Genomic DNA, 16,278 nt, shown 5'->3' with positions numbered 1-16,278 from the left:
TATTTACTGAACTGGATCGGTAAACTTCACTATGTTTTCCACGTCTTTCACAATGTTGACATGGATTGTCGCCCTTATCCATGGGGTGAATATCGGATTGCCGTCGGTGCTTTTAGAAGCATCGTCGAGGCGTGACTTCATTATCTTTATCTGGGCATGATGACCTGTGGTGGCATGGTCTTCTTTAGAGAGAAGGGAAGAATATGATCCATCCTCTTTTTTCTCTGAGGTGGTGTAATTGTTCACCAGTATCTTCAACGTAATGTCGTAATAATCTCCAGAATCTGATTCAACAAATTTCGGCATCACATAGATGGCCTTGCGACCGTAGTACATGCCCGACTTTTCTGTTTTCGGGAGCACTTGGTAGTATTCCTTTCTTGTTTTGGTTTTTCCATTAGCATCTGTATATGACTGACTATTTCCCGTATCCTTCTCTTCTCCGAGAAAAGCCGCATCGAATGACCCAGAGTATGACGTCACATTCATCGGCTTGAATATTGGCAGTTGTTCCTTAGGCAGGAGTCGCGCCTCGATGTAGGAGAAGAACACCTTGTTGTAGTCTTCGGATGTGTTATCCATTGTGCTGCGCATTGTATCATCTGAACCATTTGATTCCTTTTCCACCTGCTTCCATGCCTTAGTGCCTTGAAACTGCTCGTCGATAGTCCATTGCAAGTCAACCTTTGTTGCCACATGATACAGCACCATGTCGATGTGCGGCACATTTGAGGCATAGTCTTTTATGATGCCGTAATATTTGCCGTCGTTGTTTTTGAGGTTATATGGCGAGGAATAAAGGTTCTGCATATTGTTACGCAAGGAAGACTGGTTGGTGAACGTAACTTTATCCTCGACATCTGTATAAGAACTCCAAGACGAGACATCGGTCACGAGATTATATTTCTTTTCTGTGCCACTGTCATCCAAGTCCAGATTGCTTGCCACCACATACACCCTGCCCTCCTTGCGGTTGAGCGGGAGGTTGATGGAGAGATGACCTTGATAGACATAAAGGCCATCCTTAGCCGAGAAGTGATCATTTGTGTTACCTCCGGAAGTGGAGAGCTTCCAGTCCTCGGGGTTCACCTCTTGCTTCTTGAAGATGACTTGGGTGGTACCAGAGGTTGTGGTGGTAACGAGGTATATGTAGAGATATTGGGGGAGGACAAAGGACTCCGCTTCACCGGGGTCTCCAAGGGCGCGGGTGACGGCTAACGTCGAAGCAGGCTCATCATTGCCTATGCCCACATCAGTGGGATTGACGAAGCCTTCGGCGGGGATGGAGATGGAGATAGGCATCTCAACTGTCTCCAGACCTCGCGAGGCAAGACTGTCGTCATCCGAACAAGAGGTGACGAAGGCAGCCGCCAAAAACACTGCCATAGTAAAAAATATGTTCTTCAAATCAGTTATCATCATCTCTAAAAAAAAATCAAGGCTTCTATATCTCCGGCTCATAAGTCCCCCCTTGCTTCCAGTCCAGCGTCACGCTTACTCCCACGTCGTGACTCTCGGGAGTGAGCGAGCCGTCCTGCTTCATCTTCATCTTTATTATCTTGAGATAACCGGCGAGGAGGGGTTGCTCCACAGAGATGATGTTCTCAGTGACAGAGCCGTCGGGGAGGGTTATGTATGCCTTTATGCGGAAGAGGGTCTCTGCCTGGGAGTCTGCCCTTGCCGGGGCTTGACTGACGGCGGAAGCGGTGACTACGGTGTTGTTCCTCGACGGGAAGCTAACGGCATAATGGCAGGTGCGGTGCTGACCAGGGAGAGGTATCTCAGTTGAGCGCACCACGGGATTGGCTGTGAAGGCGTAGGTGCTGTCAGCCACGGCGAAGGAGGTGGCTAAGTCCTGGGTGAACACCTTCATGCCGCGTATATCCACACCCGTGGTATCCACCACAAGGGCGGCGCAGCTGTTAGCCATATACAGATCAACGTAATATGTCTCGGTGCAGCCGCACACCTCTATCACCTGTCTTGCGGTGAAGAGACCGGTGGTGTGGCTGTTGAGGGTGTCGGTGAGGTTGTCATACTGCAACTTCATGTCATCGGGATGGGTGTCATCGAGGGGGCGGATATTTTCAGCGTCGGCTATATTTGCCACAACGAGATTACGGTAGTCACGTTCTGGCAGATACACCACGTATTCGGCTTGCGACGCATCCATCGTATGCTTTTCCGTTTTATACAGTTTGTCGTCGGTGTCATAGAATGAGAGAGAGATGTCGTGTGCCCAGTCAGTGAATATACCGCTGAGTGAGGAGCTGAGTGCTTGTGCCACGGGGCGTTCCTCCTCCGTGCCGAGCTGTGTTTCGAGTTCGGTTTGGATGTTTGTTCTGAGTTTCAGGCGATATACGATTTTGTTGTCCAATCCGCAGTCGGAGTTGTCCTCGTCGATGATGGAGCACGACGAGAGCACCACCGCCGCAGCGGGCAGCATCAGCAGACAATACTTGCTTCTCATTACCTTATTATATATATGATATTGTTGTTGTTAATACCGTTATAATGGCATCACGACAATAGATCTCGTGACGCCATTATAACAGAGTATTTATTGTATTACTCAATAGGAACATCAAATGTCAAACCACTCTGCCACTTAAGGTCAACAGAAAGACCGAGCTGGAGCTTCGTTGCACGGAGGTCGGGAATTGTTACGTATGCGTTCTTCAAGCTATTGATAGTGAAGTTGGCTTTAGTAGTATAGTCCTGAACAAATACGCGTTTTGTATTAAACTTAACTGGATATCTGCCTTGATATGAAGTTGGTAATGTATTTTCACCTTGAGTATCATTATAGGTAGGCCATTTAATATCAGTAGCCGCAGAAGTAGGATCTAAGCGACCAATAAGATAGAACTTCTGACCTTTTGCAACTATACCATCTACACCATAGAAATCAGCAGCTGTGTTCACAAGTTCTATAGCTACGTTTACTGGTTCCTGTGTTGAAGCAGAAGTCCAATTATCAAACACAAGTGTGTAATTTGCAGCTGAAGATGCTCCATTCCTCCCTGCTTTGATATCTGATAGTTCTTTGTCATAAACAACATAATCTCTATTAGTTCCTGCATTAATAAACTGCCAATTCACATTTTCTGGCTGTCCACCAATCAGAATACCTGTAACCTGAAAACCTTCTGACGGAATTGTTATCGTCTGATTCTGTGAACCAGTAACAACATTTTTTCTATTATCTTCGAGAGTTGTACCCTCACAAGAAAACTTAGTTTCAAGACAAGCTACACCATAATTGATATTATTCTGAAGAGCTATAGAACGTGATGTTGCTTTAACACTATTATACCAACCTGTTGTCCAATTTGTAGAATAATCCCAATCGGATGTTGTTGTCTTCCATTCTGAAGTTTCCAACTCTTTATCTATACACTTGGCAGGTGTATTGTCGAAATAAACAATTGGAAGAGGATATGTTAGCTTGTATGAATTCACCTTATTTGTACCACCTATCTGCGGAGTAGCATCGTAAATGAACTTATTCGAACTATTGTCAAAAGTCAACAAGGCGGAACCTTCTGGCAGTCCATTATAGCATGGGAAATCATAATAGAACTGTGCTACTGTAGAACCATATTTCAAAGTACCAGGATTTGCATCATCCTCTACAAAATATACTTCATTACTTGAATTATTTATAGCAGCCATAATAGCACTAGCCAAATTCTTATCTTCATCTGAAGCAGTAGAGGAACTTGATATTGGGTTAACAGCATTATACAAATCTGTCATTAGTTTCTTAATTTCATTTGCAGAACCCGCATATTGACCGTTAGAATATGAGGATATTATATTGTTATATGCAGATTTCAAAGTATTATTATTTGTCGTGCTCCAACCTGAAACTGCTATAACGCTATTAAGGAAATTTTCAAAAGCCGCCTTATATGTATCAACTGTATTTGAAGCACTCAAAATCGTTTCTGAGTTAAATTTAATATCTTTCGTTGACAAATATGAGGGACTATTCTTGGTAAACATGTCGCTTACAATAGCTCCTGTTTTGAACTTATTATCCATATCTGTTCCAAGGATTGAGCGTGTAGAATAGAACAAGAAATCAGATGTTCCTACTGGTATATTAACATCTGAATAAATATGACTGCTTCGAGTTGTAATATCAGTGTTTGGATCTGCCAATGGAATAACGCTTGTCAATTCAATATTATCTGCAGGACTATCTGCCAATGTCAGCAATCTAACATTAGTCATACCCAGATAATTGCCATTATTCTGAGTATTCACATCACTCATCCTTGTCTTACCATTAGAGGGTGTCGCGATATTAATCGCAAACTGGGTCTTCACGCTCTTGCCGTCATAGGTGGGGTTGACGGGAGCATCGGTTACGTCGTCGGAGGACGAGCAGGCAACAAAGCCTGCGGTTGACAACAATGCTAACGCACCGTTGAGAACATAATTGTTAATTCTCTTCATAACTACTAAGATTTATTTATACTAATTTATTTACCTATTCTATTGGTGTTTTTGCGGAAGATACACCTGTCTCCCAAATAGCTACTCCAACTGCTCTATGTTGCGGAGGGCATCCTCGTTGCCTGAGGCTGCGGCACGGCGGAAGCGGCAGAGAGCCTCTTGCTTGTCGCCCGTCATATAGAGGGCTACGCCGAGGGCGTTCTGCGCACGCTCATCTGACTCTATGGTGCGGAGCATCGTGAGTGCCTCTGTATAACGCTCCTCACGCAATAGTTCTGAGGCACGGTTGATTACCGCGGCGGCTGAATCGGGCACGTAGTCGTAGTATATGCGGATGTATCCTGAATTGCGCTGGTCGCTCAGCACGTTGTCCTTAAGGTATTTATATGTCTTTCCGCCATTGAGTCGCTTCATCTTGCGCTCACGCTCGTCGGGGTTCTTCTCGGTGTCGATGATGTTGAGTAGCTGGTCGCGTCCCTCGATATTGCTGTCGGCAATCTGGTCGCGCAGCTCTGTCCATGCCTCACCGCCGTTGCATAGCTCAAACATGGCATTGCCTGTCTTTACCCTCTGCTTGATATAGTCGCGCAGGGCGGCAGCACGGTTCTGACCCAAGAGGTTGTTGCGCTTCACGCTTCCCTCGGGCGAGGCAAGACCGATAATCTGTATGAGCTTTACGCTCGACGTGGAGTCAGCCATAATCTGGCGAGTGATGCTCACGATGGTGTCGAGAGTGGCGGCATTGTCGCGGAAATCGTGCAGCAGTGTCCACTTGGCCAAGGGGAAGAAGACATACAAGGCTCCCTCCTCCTTGCGCAGTATGCGGCTGCTGTCGTAAGGGCGATACTTGGATATGTGCTGAAGCACGGGATTGTTGCGCTGCAGTTCGCCCGCCTTGCCGGTGTTGTCCTCAACCGGGGAGAACACGGGATGGAAGGGACGCTCGCAGAGGAAACTGTCGCAGCAAAGGACTACGGCAGGACTTACCTCGCAGCAACCCTCCCCCTCTACTGACGTGCAGATCTGAAGTGTGGAGCCTACTACCCAGGGATAGCGGTCGGTGGGCAGATAGGCGGTGCGAGTGATGACTGAGTCGATACCCGAAGGCACATACGAGGGTAGAGTGGCATTGCGGTCGCCAAGCACCACGCGGCGGCGCAGCTTCTTGGCATTGAGCTTGCCGCGCACAGTGACTGACTCCTCAAAGATGGTGTCGGTGCCGCAGGTGAAGAGCGGAGTCACCTGATAGGAATAGTCGGATGCCGGCTGAGGCAGGGTGAAGGAATAGCGGACACGGTAGCCATTGCCCTCGCGCTCCACACCGTCAACACACAGTGACATCTGCGGTGACGTCTGCGATATGGCATCTATACATGCCATAACCGTGAGAGTGATAATCAGAAAAAATCTTTTCATAAATATATCCTTTCCTTACCTTTATTTTATTATATACACTATGTTCAACGCCAACTTGGGCAGAACAAGAAACTTGTTGTCGGAACCACGGTAGGTGCCGCACTTAGGGGAGTCGTACCTGTCAGACCAGGTATAGCCGAGGTCAAGACCCGCCTCAGCCTCAAGACTCCAATGGGGAGAGAGTATCCACGAATAACCGTAGGATGCACCTATGGCGGCAAGGTCGCCCTGTCGGCGCTCACCGTCAACACCACTATAAAGTCCAAAGGGAAACTTGATGTCGCTTACGTTATAATGCACATAAGCTATGTTTGCTCCGAAGTAATGTCCTGAGAATGATTCGCACAACCAGTAGCGAAGTTGTGGGGCAACAAGCAGATGCTTGAGTTTCTTGTTGTCGGAAAAAGACCATGGGTTAAGGGCGACGTTTATCCCGGCTGTCCATTTGTTGGACAGCCTCAGTTCTATTCCGAAATTCGGAGTTGTGCTTGCGTCATAAAGGATATTGTTCTTAACAGCAATATTCTGCGCCTTAGCAGAAATGATGTTGCCCGTTAACAATATCAAAAATAGCAAGAGGGCTTTTCTTCCCAGATTCTTAATACCGCTCATTGTTATCCAAATCATATTTTACTTTTTCCCAACTATCGTTAGTTGTTGCGCTAATTGTTGCCAATATTAATATTGGCATGCAAAGGTACTAATAAAATTTTGAAACAAGCGTATTACCCCCCCCTATTAACACTAATTAATTAAAAAAAAGCTTAATTGTAATAATGAGATAACTCCTGTTAACTGAATATTGAGAAATTCACGCTACGCTTTTTGCTGGTATAACGACACTCCCTATTTTAGTGTCTTGCGGATTGAAGGTTTCTTTGCCAATTCTTCCCAAGATGTAGTTTGGTATGACATAAGGTGGGTTCTATAAATTCCCACCGTCAAAAGGATTAATCAGTCAATATGCACCTTGGAGTAGAAAGCTTTCCCGTTACGGTTTACTCTTGGAACTTTGTGACGCATCACAAAAGTGATAACGCCTGTCCTTGTCATATTATACATCTCCATGATTTGGTCTGCAGTGTAATAATTATCAATGTCTATCTCTTCAAGGAGATCAGCAAAATGTGCGTCAATGGCTTTCTTGCTAAAGAAGGGAAAGTCTATTTCCCGATGCAGAGCATCTAACACATTGATAATCAGATATAAACACAATGCAGGAACAGAGTTTGAGCCGTTGTTGGAAACGGTGGTTTTACTTCTGTAAATCACTGATTCTCAACGCAATATGCCGTAGTGTTCCTATTTGTTTTCTCTTGTTTTCACGTCCTACTTTCCAATACAGAGCGTGTAACACTCTGACTATCAGTGAATATAGTGTATAACGGTCGGTAATTGAGCCGTTGGTCACACTCTCTGCACTTCCCTGTTAATCCTTTGAATATCAGCGGTTTTGCTGTTTTGCCATGATTTGACCTTCCATTGGGGAGATGTCTTCTAATTAACATTTTCTACTTTCCCACGCAGATGTTCAACACGTCTGAATATCAGTGTATTACAAATAAATGAACGATAGTTGAGCCGCTGTCCTTTTGAAAACATTTTAGCTTGATTATCAGCTATTTGTCTAAATTTTGCTTTCTCTTCTTTTCATTTTGAACCTAATTTTGCAGATTGTAAAATTAACATATTTAACATTCAATAACACAATATTGCTATGTGCTCATATCAAAACGTAGCGTAATCTTGCTTTATTCTGCAGATCCAGTTGTTCAACATGAACACCTCGAAGAACTTGTATGTGTTCATTCTGACATATGCTTTCATGCTTTTTGGAGAATGCAATTCTATCTTGGCCCGACATCTTGCCGATAAGATGTATGAGTTGCAATCTATATTACCTGTTCTAATGATGATGCAAAATTACCACAAATACTTTTCATTGTGACATTTTTATACTGAAATCAGTCAAAACACCCCAAAATTTAACTTTCTTCAGTAAAGAGAAAGAAAAAATGGAGTATCATCTATTCATACAAGTTTATTTCGTCATATACATATATATGGCTTTCATAAACCTGTAAACTCAATCTCTGTTCCTGTTCTAAGCCATTTGAGGTCATGACATTTGAGTTTAGAGAACATGTATATATACATGAGTAATTCTAAACTTAAACTTACATGCCATAAGTTGAGCCCGATGGCTGCTCATTGACGGCAGGGTCAGTCCTTCTTTTTCTCCTTGCTGAATTACTTCTTTCTTTTGCTTCTGTGAATCGTTGCAAGAACCGCATTGCGTTTACTCTCGACATCCTAATCCCCAGGTGTGCCTTCCTCATGTTCCCTTCCTTGTGCGTTCTCCGTCTTTTCATCGTATTTGCATCCCCAAGCTCTTCATACTGTTGCTCAGTTTCCGACCATCCTTCAACGGCTATGGACACGATGTTTGTTCATCGCTTGTTTATCTGATATAGATACCTGTTTCCTTTACCTAACACCGATTACTTGATTTTCTGCACTTTTCTCCACTTCTTGTTTTGGACGAAGCAGACACACTTACTTTTTCCGTCGCAAAGTTAGCGCAAGCCGCATTGTATCAAGTACCAGTGTCTTATTACCTGAATTATTTCAAAAACTTTTTCGTCTGACATCATCCAAAAAACTTTTCTGTGCCAAGGTGAAATAATTCGGTAATTCCTTGCTTGTCTGCTTTCCTTGCTAACTCTGATAGCAACGTAAAAAATAAATGTTTCACTTCTAAAATTTCAAAGTTATGAAAAAGATTGAAAATTCTTTCGTAGTAAGCGGTTTCGTAGGTAAGGATGCAAGCATCCATCAGTTCTCAACAGCAAGCGTTGCACGTTTCTCACTGGCCATCAGCCGTACTGAGAAGAATGGCGAGGAAACAAACCGCACATCAGCCTTCATGAATGTAGAGGCATGGCGCAAAAATGAGAACACATCTTCCTTCGACCGCCTTGTAAAGGGAACTCTCCTTATGGTAGAAGGCTACTTCAAGCCTGAGGAATGGCAGGATGCCGATGGAGTCAAGCACAACCGTGTGGTTCTCGTCGCAACCAAGTTCTACGAAGCTGTGGAGAAAGAAGAAACTCCTGCTCCACAGGAGAGCAAGACAAAGAAGGGCAAATAACCCTTCTCGTCATCAAAGAGCGGCCATCGGGTCGCTTTTTTTGTGTTTTGGGCTCTCTTTTTCCTTACAGAACCATAAAATTTGCTCTTTATCCAACATTTTCCTTGCCGTTATGCATTTATTTCAAAAACATTGCGTAATTTTGCAGTCGTAAATATAAGCATAATATAAAATAGACGATAAAACAATATATAAATTATAGCAAAATATAAAATAAAAGTGTGACATTATGGCTGACTATTACGAATATTCCATACCAGAATTGATAAAGCTGCTTGGAGCGAGATTCAAAGATTATCGTCTGCGTAGTAACATGACGCAGAAGGATGTCTCTGAGCAATCTGGTATCACCATTACTACCATTCACAAGTTTGAGAACGGAACGTCAGGCAATATGTCGCTTGGTACGTTCTTATTGCTGATGAAGGCTATCGGCCAGATAAATACTATAGACGAACTGATGCCAGAACTTCCAGATTCTGCATATCTCATCAAGTCAGAAAAGAAGGTTCAACGAATTAGACATAAGAAATCATGATAACAAGCTCCCTTAAAATAATGCTCTGGAACAAGGAAATCGGTCGTTTGTCATGGGATGGCAGGAAAGGAATTTCGTACTTCGAGTTCAATCCTGCTGTTATCGGTGGCGAACTAGATCCTTTCCCTCTTATTGCTTCTACCAAGTCACCTGCAAGCCGTCGTCCTATCATGGGAGATAAGGAAATGAAGCTTTACCGTAAATTGCCTCCTTTTCTTGCTGATTCGCTTCCTGATGCTTGGGGAAATCAAGTCTTCGAATGTTGGAGAATACAGAACGGCATCCGAAACCAGGAAATCACTCCTCTTGAAATTCTCTCTTTCATTGGCAAGCGAGGAATGGGAGCATTGGAGTTTATCCCTGAATCATCTGGCATTAAGAAGTCCGAACAACTCAATCTTAAAGCTTTGACGGACTTGGCTCAAAAGATATTCACTGAGCGTGAGAACGTAAAGATAATGCCAGATGAGTCTTTGACGATGCAATCCTTGATAGCTGTTGGCACCTCTGCAGGTGGCAGACAGCCTAAAGCCATCATTGCCATAAATCCAAAGACTGGTGAGATAAGAAGCGGACAGATAGCTGGGCAAAAAGAGTTTGAATACTGTATTCTTAAGTTTGGTGATCCTTCACGTTCTTCTGCTGAGCTTGAAATGGCTTATTACAAAATGGCTACAGCTGCTGGTATCAACATGATGCCATGTGAACTTATTGAAGTTGAGGGACAGAATCACTTCATAACGCATCGTTTCGATCGTGATGAGGAACGTAAGCTTCACATGCAGACACTGGCTGCCTTATACCCCGAAGCAGACAGCTACGAGAAACTGCTGATGGTATGTCGTAAGATGCGACTTCCTGAATCCACACAGGAAGAGGTATTTCGCAGGATGGTGTTCAACATCCTTGCCAACAACACCGATGACCACAATAAGAACTTTTCTTTCCTAATGGACGAAAACGGTCATTGGCAGTTATCGCCAGCATATGACATGACCTATATTTTCAATGTCGGAGGTTTCCTTCCAGAGACTATGCACTGCCTTATGATGCAAGGAAAGCTGCAAGGTCAAACCTTTGAAGATGCTCTTGCTCTCGCCAAAGATAATGGTATCAGAAAGGCAGAAACCATTATCAAAGAGGTTGCTTCTGCTATCTGTAAGTTCCGTAAATACGCAGAAGAATGTGGTGTAGGTCAGCAATGGATAGCTGCTGTTGAAACTTGCTTGAACAACCATCTGGCAAATTGGGGCTTCTTGCCTGATAGCAGTTCACCATCATTTGATATTAATGGCATTCTATATGAGAATGTACGTGTAGAACAAACTTACAAAGGCAATTTCCATCTTCTTTGCGAGATACAAGGAAAAGAGCGTAAGTTTGTTATATCAAAAAACAAAGCAGCGTATGCAGAGATTGAAGAAACAGGTACTTCCAACCTCTCGATAGAACAACTGCATACACTGGTTGAAACATACCTTGCCAGGTAAATCTACATATTGATACTACATAAAGAGCGGCTTCGGTCGCTCTTTTTTATACCTTCTCCCTACTGAAGGAAAATCGTCTTTTTTACATTCGAAAGTATGGGTAATAGACTTGAAACCATGAAAACATTTGAGTTTGGAGAACATGTATATATACATGAGTATTTCTAAACTTAAACTTACATGCCATAAGTTGAGCCCGATGGCTGCTCATTGACGGCAGGGTCAGTCCTTCTTTTTTCTCCTTGCTGAATTACTTCTTTCTTTAGCTTCTGTGAATCGTTGCGAGAACCGTATTGCGTTTACTCTCGACATCCTAATCCCCAGGTGTGCCTTCCTCATGTTCCCTTCCTTGTGCGTTCTCCGTCTTTTTCATCGTATTTGCATCCCCAATCTCTTCATGCTGTTGCTCAGTTTCCGACCATACTTCAACGGCTATCGGCACGATGTTTGTGCATCGCTTGTTTATCTGATATAGATACCTGTTTCCTTTACCTAACACCGACTACTTGATTTTCTGCACTTTTCTCCACTTCTTATTTTGGACGAAGCAGACACACTTACTTTTTCCGTCGCAAAGTTAGTGCAAGCCGCATTGTATCAAGTATCAGTGCCTTATTACCTGAATTATTTCAAAAACTTTTTCGTCTGACATCATCCAAAAAACTTTTCTGTGCCAAGGTGAAATAATTCGGTAATTCCTTGCTTGCCTGCTTTCCTTGCCAACTCTGATAGCAACGTAAAAAATAAATGTTTCACTTCTAAAATATCAAAGTTATGAAAAAGATTGAAAATTCTTTCGTAGTAAGCGGTTTCGTAGGTAAGGATGCAAGCATCCATCAGTTCTCAACAGCAAGCGTTGCACGTTTCTCACTGGCCATCAGCCGTACTGAGAAGAATGGCGAGGAAACAAACCGCACATCAGCCTTCATGAATGTAGAGGCATGGCGCAAAAACGAGAACACCTCTTCCTTCGATCGCCTTGTAAAGGGAACTCTCCTTACGGTAGAAGGCTACTTCAAGCCTGAGGAATGGCAGGATGCCGATGGAGTTAAGCACAACCGTGTGGTTCTCGTCGCAACCAAGTTCTACGAAGCTGTGGAGAAAGAAGAAACTCCTGCTCCACAGGAGAGCAAGACAAAGAAGGGCAAATAACCCTTCTCGTCATCAAAGAGCGGCCTTCGGGTCGCTTTTTTTATGCATCTCCTTTTCTTTGCCGAATGGGTGTTCCTGTTATAATGATTGCCATACATCGACTTCTGGGAATCGGTAGAAATTCTGTTGCGAAGGTAATGGTTACGTCTCATCTCCTGCAAGGTCAAGGCTGCCCGCTTTGATGGAAAATCTCCACACCTTTCGGGTAGTATTTTGCATCAAAACCTTGCCAAGATAGCCGTAACACCTTCTGAAAGCAACATAATTTTTAACCATTCCCGAAGTAGTTGATCTACGAAAGGGAGAAAAAACAATATCAATATGACGACAAGAGAATCGATTTTGAGCCGACTGACCAAGGGTGTTAGTGGCACAGACCAGGAACTTTTCAGCAAGGATGAGTTGAACAAGTTTGCGGACTTCTACCGTGACAAGTGGGACGAGAACACAAGCGAAGACGTAATTGCTGAGTCCTTTGTGGATTATTGGTGGGACACTGACAGAGCCTGCCGTAGATGCTCTGAGTGCGGCAAACTCATGCGTGAAGGCTATTGTGTGGATATGGGAGTAGCCTACTATTGCAGCGAGGATTGCTTACATAGTGACTTCACAGATGAAGAGTGGGCAGAAGAATGCGAAAGCAATGACCAGAGTTATTACACAGAATGGTAACAATTCTATCAATTCAGATATGGAACAGAAAATGACTATCAATGGAGTAAGCACCTGCACCATCGCAGGTGCTGAGAAATACGAGAAATATCAGTCGGGCATAGGCAGAAAGAGACGTACACTTGTACAATATGACTACCGACATGTGGACGGCGAACTCTTCTCTTGTGTATGCGCAACGCTTGAAGAGTGCCGGAAGAAGCGTGATGAATGGATGAAAAGGAAGGAGGGAACAAGATGATTACTCATTATAAGACACTTGTTGTCAGATTTAACTCGCCCATTGCAGTAATAGATGAAGTCTTTAACGATGTGGCTTTTTGGGGAGTTGGCAATCTGAAAGAGTGGATTGACGATTACGAAAGCACACGTTTCACCGCAATAGACGAACAAACGGCAGTCATCACAAGCGAGTATAATATGGAATGCGTAAGAGAATGGCTTGAACATCATGCCACCTTCGCAGTAATAGCAGAATACTAATAGTGTGGCGGTGCATCTACCGCCCACATTTCACAATAAACAAATAGACAGTTATGGCAAATCAGGCAACTACCACCTACAAGGTGACAGGTTCTCGCAAGGCTGTGAGCGACCTTTGGAAGACCCTTCAGGGCATGAATGTGAACACCAAGAATGTATGGCTGAACGAATTGGCAGACTTCTATGGCATCGACTACGGAGCAAAGCAAATCAGCGTCAGAGGGCATATCTATTGGGCAGAGTATGAGGAAGATGACGAGAATACTCTTCTATCGTTTGAGACAGAAAGCGCATGGGATGCGTGCACCGAACTCTTTGAGGAGATAAACCATCATCTACACGATGAACTCTCTATCAGTTACCGAGTTTGTTAATGTGGATGCGAAGTTTACTACGTCCATGATGAAGGCTCTTTTTTCCCCGAAGAGTGTTGTGTCAGTTCAAACGGCAAACCATTTGAGGACGCTTATGATGACGTTTACGATACGGTGAAGGATGCTATCAACGAATGGGTATCAAAGACCGGAATCGAACAAGGAGAACGCACAGAGGAACAGATGGTTGACTTCATCAACGAGTATGAGTATGAGAATGAAGAAACCTACTTCTATATTCGGGTCTTCACTTTTGAATAAGAAACAAGCGAGAGCATGAGCAAGCCTTGTGCTCTCGCATTAAACCTACACAGAATATGTACGAATATGAATCAGAATTATTGGGAGAGTCTTGCGAACTGGGAACCCCATGGAAAGGCTGCCGCTTTGCTACAATCATTGAAGATTATGGAAAGGAACTGCTTGTACAAGTGAGCAATGGTGCAGAGGTGACAGTACTCAGAGACGAGGTGTTTATACTCTGACCACCTAACACTTCTCCTGACTATAAAGGCTGTCAGGAGAAGTGACAAGGCTAACCAAAGTAACGTCAGTAACTTTGTACACGTTAATACAAGTAGCCACGTAGCCTTGTGGACTTGTATAGTTGTACACATTTATACATATATACATAATGGAAATAAGTATGAAACAGAAAATCATTACGTTCGCCAACCACAAAGGAGGGGTGTCAAAGACCACTTCCACAGCCTCTATCGGGGCTTGCATGGCGCAAATGGGAAAGAAAGTCCTGCTCATCGACCTCGATGGACAGGCAAATCTCACATTGTATTTCATCCCTAACGAAGATGAGATTGAGACCAGCATCTTTGATGCTCTCGTAGATGGAGCACCATTGCCAGTGAAGCATATTAGGGAAAATCTCGACCTTGTGCCATCTTCACTTGAAATGGCGAGTGCGGAGATTGCCCTGACCAATCTCCTGGCAAGAGAACAGCTGCTCAGTAGGCTTCTTGACCCAATCAGACAGGACTATGAATACATCCTCATCGACTGCCCACCTTCATTGGGCATCGTCACCACGAATGCCTTTCTTGCAGCCGATGAAATCATCGTGCCAATGACTCCTGAGCTGCTTCCGCTCAAAGGAATGAGGATGCTTGATGCTTTTGTGACCAACCTCCAAAGAGTGAAGCCCTCTCTTCGCCTGGGAGGTGTGTTCATAGCCCGCTTCAACCATCGAAAACTGAACAAGGTGGTTGAGCAAGCCGTAAAGTCTCGCTACGAAAGCATCACCATGAAGACCCGAATCCGTGAGAACATAGCCCTCGCCGAGTCGGCAGGAAGCGGAAAAAGCATCTTCGAGTACGACCCTAACTCCAATGGAGCCAAAGATTACCTTGCGTTGACGGAGGAGATTATTTCACGTAATCAATAAAGACCATGGGAAAGAAGAATATGGACATCCTGCTTGGCAATATCTTGGGAAATGCTGTCGTCAAGCCGCAGGACAGGTATGAAGATCCGGCTGCTCCTTTACCAGAGAATGATGCTCTAGCACCATCTACGAAAGCAACAACCAAGGAAAAGCCTGATGACACTTGGCGACACTTCTCCTTTATATGCTCAAAAGCCCTTGTGGACAAGGTGCAAGCCATTGCCCACAAAGAAGGCTTTACTATCCGTTCCTTTATGGAATATGTAATGAAACAAGGTATAGAGGCTTATGAGTCCAAGCACGGAAAGGTGAAGAAAATCAGGTCGAAAGAAATTCATGAGGTGATGTAGCCATGTGGATAAGTAGCCATGTATATGTGTGGACGTGTACACATGTGGACATGAATACATATAGACATGAATACATATATATATGTGGACGTGAGAACATAGTTCAAAACATTAGTAACCAATAAAATAAAAAGACAATGAAAAAGTATTTCCTAACCGCCATCCTGTCATTGTTGGTGGCAACAGTGTTTACCTCTTGTGGTGATAATGACATTATCGAAGGAACTGAAAAACCATCATCCGAGCTCAAAGTATGGGTAGAGCCGTATCACATCAAAGGTGCGTCCTTGGATGAAGTAACAGCTTACATGAGTGTTACAATGATGCGTTACCATTTCGAGGCAGAGAACAAGACCGCTGATAGTTTTCAGTTGGCATATAAGACGGGTAATGGCAACGAGGCTATTCTCTATAGTTTCTTGCGAAGCGACAGCACCCTGTATTCAGTCATTGATACGGAACTTATCTCCAACAGCCGTCTGATAATAGACTATCTGAAGAAACACTACACTCTCGTATCTGCATCCGATGAACCTTCCTACCAATACTGTTTCACCACCGAGGATAGGTCTATGGTCATTACCACCATGAAGGTGTCTGATGTATGTTTCAACGTGAACTATTCCTTTGTTTATTCCTAAAATCCGCAAGCAATCTCAATGGCAATCTCAATTGCAGTAAAGAGCTTGAACACTATGCATCATGATAGTATGAGCGTGAATTTTGTCCGATTTGTGCATACCTTCCCCTTACCCCACAATGCGACTTGAGGCAATACGCAGATTAAAA

Annotated in this window: 19 protein-coding genes; 13 read left to right on the top strand and 6 right to left on the bottom strand. The window is 43.8% G+C overall.

Annotated features, from left to right (window positions below; genetic code table 11):
• Window positions 1-3: 3 nt before the first annotated feature.
• The 5 genes from CIK99_RS00855 to CIK99_RS00835 form a co-directional block, all read right to left on the bottom strand.
• Window positions 4-1,407 carry a hypothetical protein gene (locus CIK99_RS00855; RefSeq protein ID WP_144007850.1) on the bottom strand — a complete coding sequence of 468 codons (1,404 nt, stop codon included), beginning with the start codon at window positions 1,405-1,407 and terminating at the stop codon, window positions 4-6.
• A 37-nt stretch (window positions 1,408-1,444) separates the two neighbouring features.
• Window positions 1,445-2,470, bottom strand: coding sequence for a FimB/Mfa2 family fimbrial subunit (locus tag CIK99_RS00850; protein ID WP_144007849.1), 1,026 nt, complete (start codon window positions 2,468-2,470; stop codon window positions 1,445-1,447).
• 98 nt (window positions 2,471-2,568) lie between these two features.
• Window positions 2,569-4,464 (bottom strand): hypothetical protein, encoded by a 1,896-nt coding sequence (locus CIK99_RS00845; protein WP_094378803.1) that lies wholly within the window; start codon window positions 4,462-4,464, stop codon window positions 2,569-2,571.
• Between the two features lie 81 nt (window positions 4,465-4,545).
• Window positions 4,546-5,880 (bottom strand): tetratricopeptide repeat protein, encoded by a 1,335-nt coding sequence (locus CIK99_RS00840; protein ID WP_144007848.1) that lies wholly within the window; start codon window positions 5,878-5,880, stop codon window positions 4,546-4,548.
• A gap of 21 nt (window positions 5,881-5,901) precedes the next feature.
• Window positions 5,902-6,507 (bottom strand): DUF3575 domain-containing protein, encoded by a 606-nt coding sequence (locus CIK99_RS00835; RefSeq protein ID WP_094378799.1) that lies wholly within the window; start codon window positions 6,505-6,507, stop codon window positions 5,902-5,904.
• Between the two features lie 2,146 nt (window positions 6,508-8,653).
• Here CIK99_RS00835 and CIK99_RS00825 point away from each other — a divergent pair.
• The 3 genes from CIK99_RS00825 to CIK99_RS00815 all read left to right on the top strand — a co-directional run bounded on the left by CIK99_RS00825 (window position 8,654) and on the right by CIK99_RS00815 (window position 11,059).
• Complete coding sequence (locus CIK99_RS00825) at window positions 8,654-9,031, top strand: single-stranded DNA-binding protein (RefSeq protein ID WP_094378795.1); 378 nt, start codon at window positions 8,654-8,656, stop codon at window positions 9,029-9,031.
• 229 nt (window positions 9,032-9,260) lie between these two features.
• The gene (locus CIK99_RS00820) at window positions 9,261-9,569 is read left to right on the top strand and encodes a helix-turn-helix domain-containing protein (RefSeq protein WP_094378793.1); all 309 of its coding nucleotides are present in this window, start codon (window positions 9,261-9,263) and stop codon (window positions 9,567-9,569) included.
• Window positions 9,570-9,589: 20 nt separating this feature from the next.
• Window positions 9,590-11,059: a type II toxin-antitoxin system HipA family toxin gene (locus tag CIK99_RS00815; protein WP_254047674.1), complete on the top strand. Its 1,470-nt coding sequence runs from the start codon at window positions 9,590-9,592 to the stop codon at window positions 11,057-11,059.
• Between the two features lie 313 nt (window positions 11,060-11,372).
• Here the strand turns inward: CIK99_RS00815 and CIK99_RS14800 are convergent, their stop codons facing one another.
• On the bottom strand, window positions 11,373-11,558 hold the full coding sequence (locus tag CIK99_RS14800) for a hypothetical protein (protein WP_094440819.1): 186 nt from the start codon (window positions 11,556-11,558) through the stop codon (window positions 11,373-11,375).
• A 275-nt stretch (window positions 11,559-11,833) separates the two neighbouring features.
• On the opposite strand from CIK99_RS14800, the gene CIK99_RS00810 reads away from it, so the two are divergent.
• From CIK99_RS00810 to CIK99_RS00775, 10 genes are all read left to right on the top strand, one after another.
• Window positions 11,834-12,211, top strand: a complete 378-nt coding sequence (locus CIK99_RS00810; RefSeq protein ID WP_027326084.1) for a single-stranded DNA-binding protein — start codon at window positions 11,834-11,836, stop codon at window positions 12,209-12,211.
• Between the two features lie 321 nt (window positions 12,212-12,532).
• A complete protein-coding gene (locus CIK99_RS00805) occupies window positions 12,533-12,883 on the top strand; it encodes a hypothetical protein (protein WP_094378792.1) in 351 nt (116 codons plus the stop codon).
• A 19-nt stretch (window positions 12,884-12,902) separates the two neighbouring features.
• A complete protein-coding gene (locus CIK99_RS00800) occupies window positions 12,903-13,124 on the top strand; it encodes a DUF3873 domain-containing protein (protein ID WP_094378790.1) in 222 nt (73 codons plus the stop codon).
• Window positions 13,121-13,366 carry a hypothetical protein gene (locus CIK99_RS00795; RefSeq protein WP_173805282.1) on the top strand — a complete coding sequence of 82 codons (246 nt, stop codon included), beginning with the start codon at window positions 13,121-13,123 and terminating at the stop codon, window positions 13,364-13,366. Before CIK99_RS00800 ends, CIK99_RS00795 begins: the two co-directional genes overlap by 4 nt.
• 53 nt (window positions 13,367-13,419) lie before the next feature.
• Window positions 13,420-13,740 carry a hypothetical protein gene (locus CIK99_RS15660; RefSeq protein WP_254047673.1) on the top strand — a complete coding sequence of 107 codons (321 nt, stop codon included), beginning with the start codon at window positions 13,420-13,422 and terminating at the stop codon, window positions 13,738-13,740.
• A gap of 114 nt (window positions 13,741-13,854) precedes the next feature.
• A complete protein-coding gene (locus tag CIK99_RS15655) occupies window positions 13,855-14,001 on the top strand; it encodes a hypothetical protein (RefSeq protein WP_254047672.1) in 147 nt (48 codons plus the stop codon).
• A gap of 56 nt (window positions 14,002-14,057) precedes the next feature.
• Window positions 14,058-14,225 (top strand): ribonuclease P, encoded by a 168-nt coding sequence (locus CIK99_RS14795; RefSeq protein ID WP_144007540.1) that lies wholly within the window; start codon window positions 14,058-14,060, stop codon window positions 14,223-14,225.
• Between the two features lie 161 nt (window positions 14,226-14,386).
• Window positions 14,387-15,139, top strand: coding sequence for a ParA family protein (locus CIK99_RS00785; protein ID WP_094378785.1), 753 nt, complete (start codon window positions 14,387-14,389; stop codon window positions 15,137-15,139).
• Window positions 15,140-15,144: 5 nt separating this feature from the next.
• A complete protein-coding gene (locus CIK99_RS00780) occupies window positions 15,145-15,489 on the top strand; it encodes a hypothetical protein (protein WP_094378783.1) in 345 nt (114 codons plus the stop codon).
• A gap of 137 nt (window positions 15,490-15,626) precedes the next feature.
• A complete protein-coding gene (locus CIK99_RS00775; protein ID WP_094378781.1) occupies window positions 15,627-16,130 on the top strand; it encodes a hypothetical protein in 504 nt (167 codons plus the stop codon).
• Window positions 16,131-16,278: the final 148 nt, after the last annotated feature.

This window comes from Prevotella sp. P5-92 (genome assembly GCF_002251245.1).
GTDB lineage: Bacteria > Bacteroidota > Bacteroidia > Bacteroidales > Bacteroidaceae > Prevotella.
This window is presented reverse-complemented; position numbering and strand designations above follow the sequence as displayed.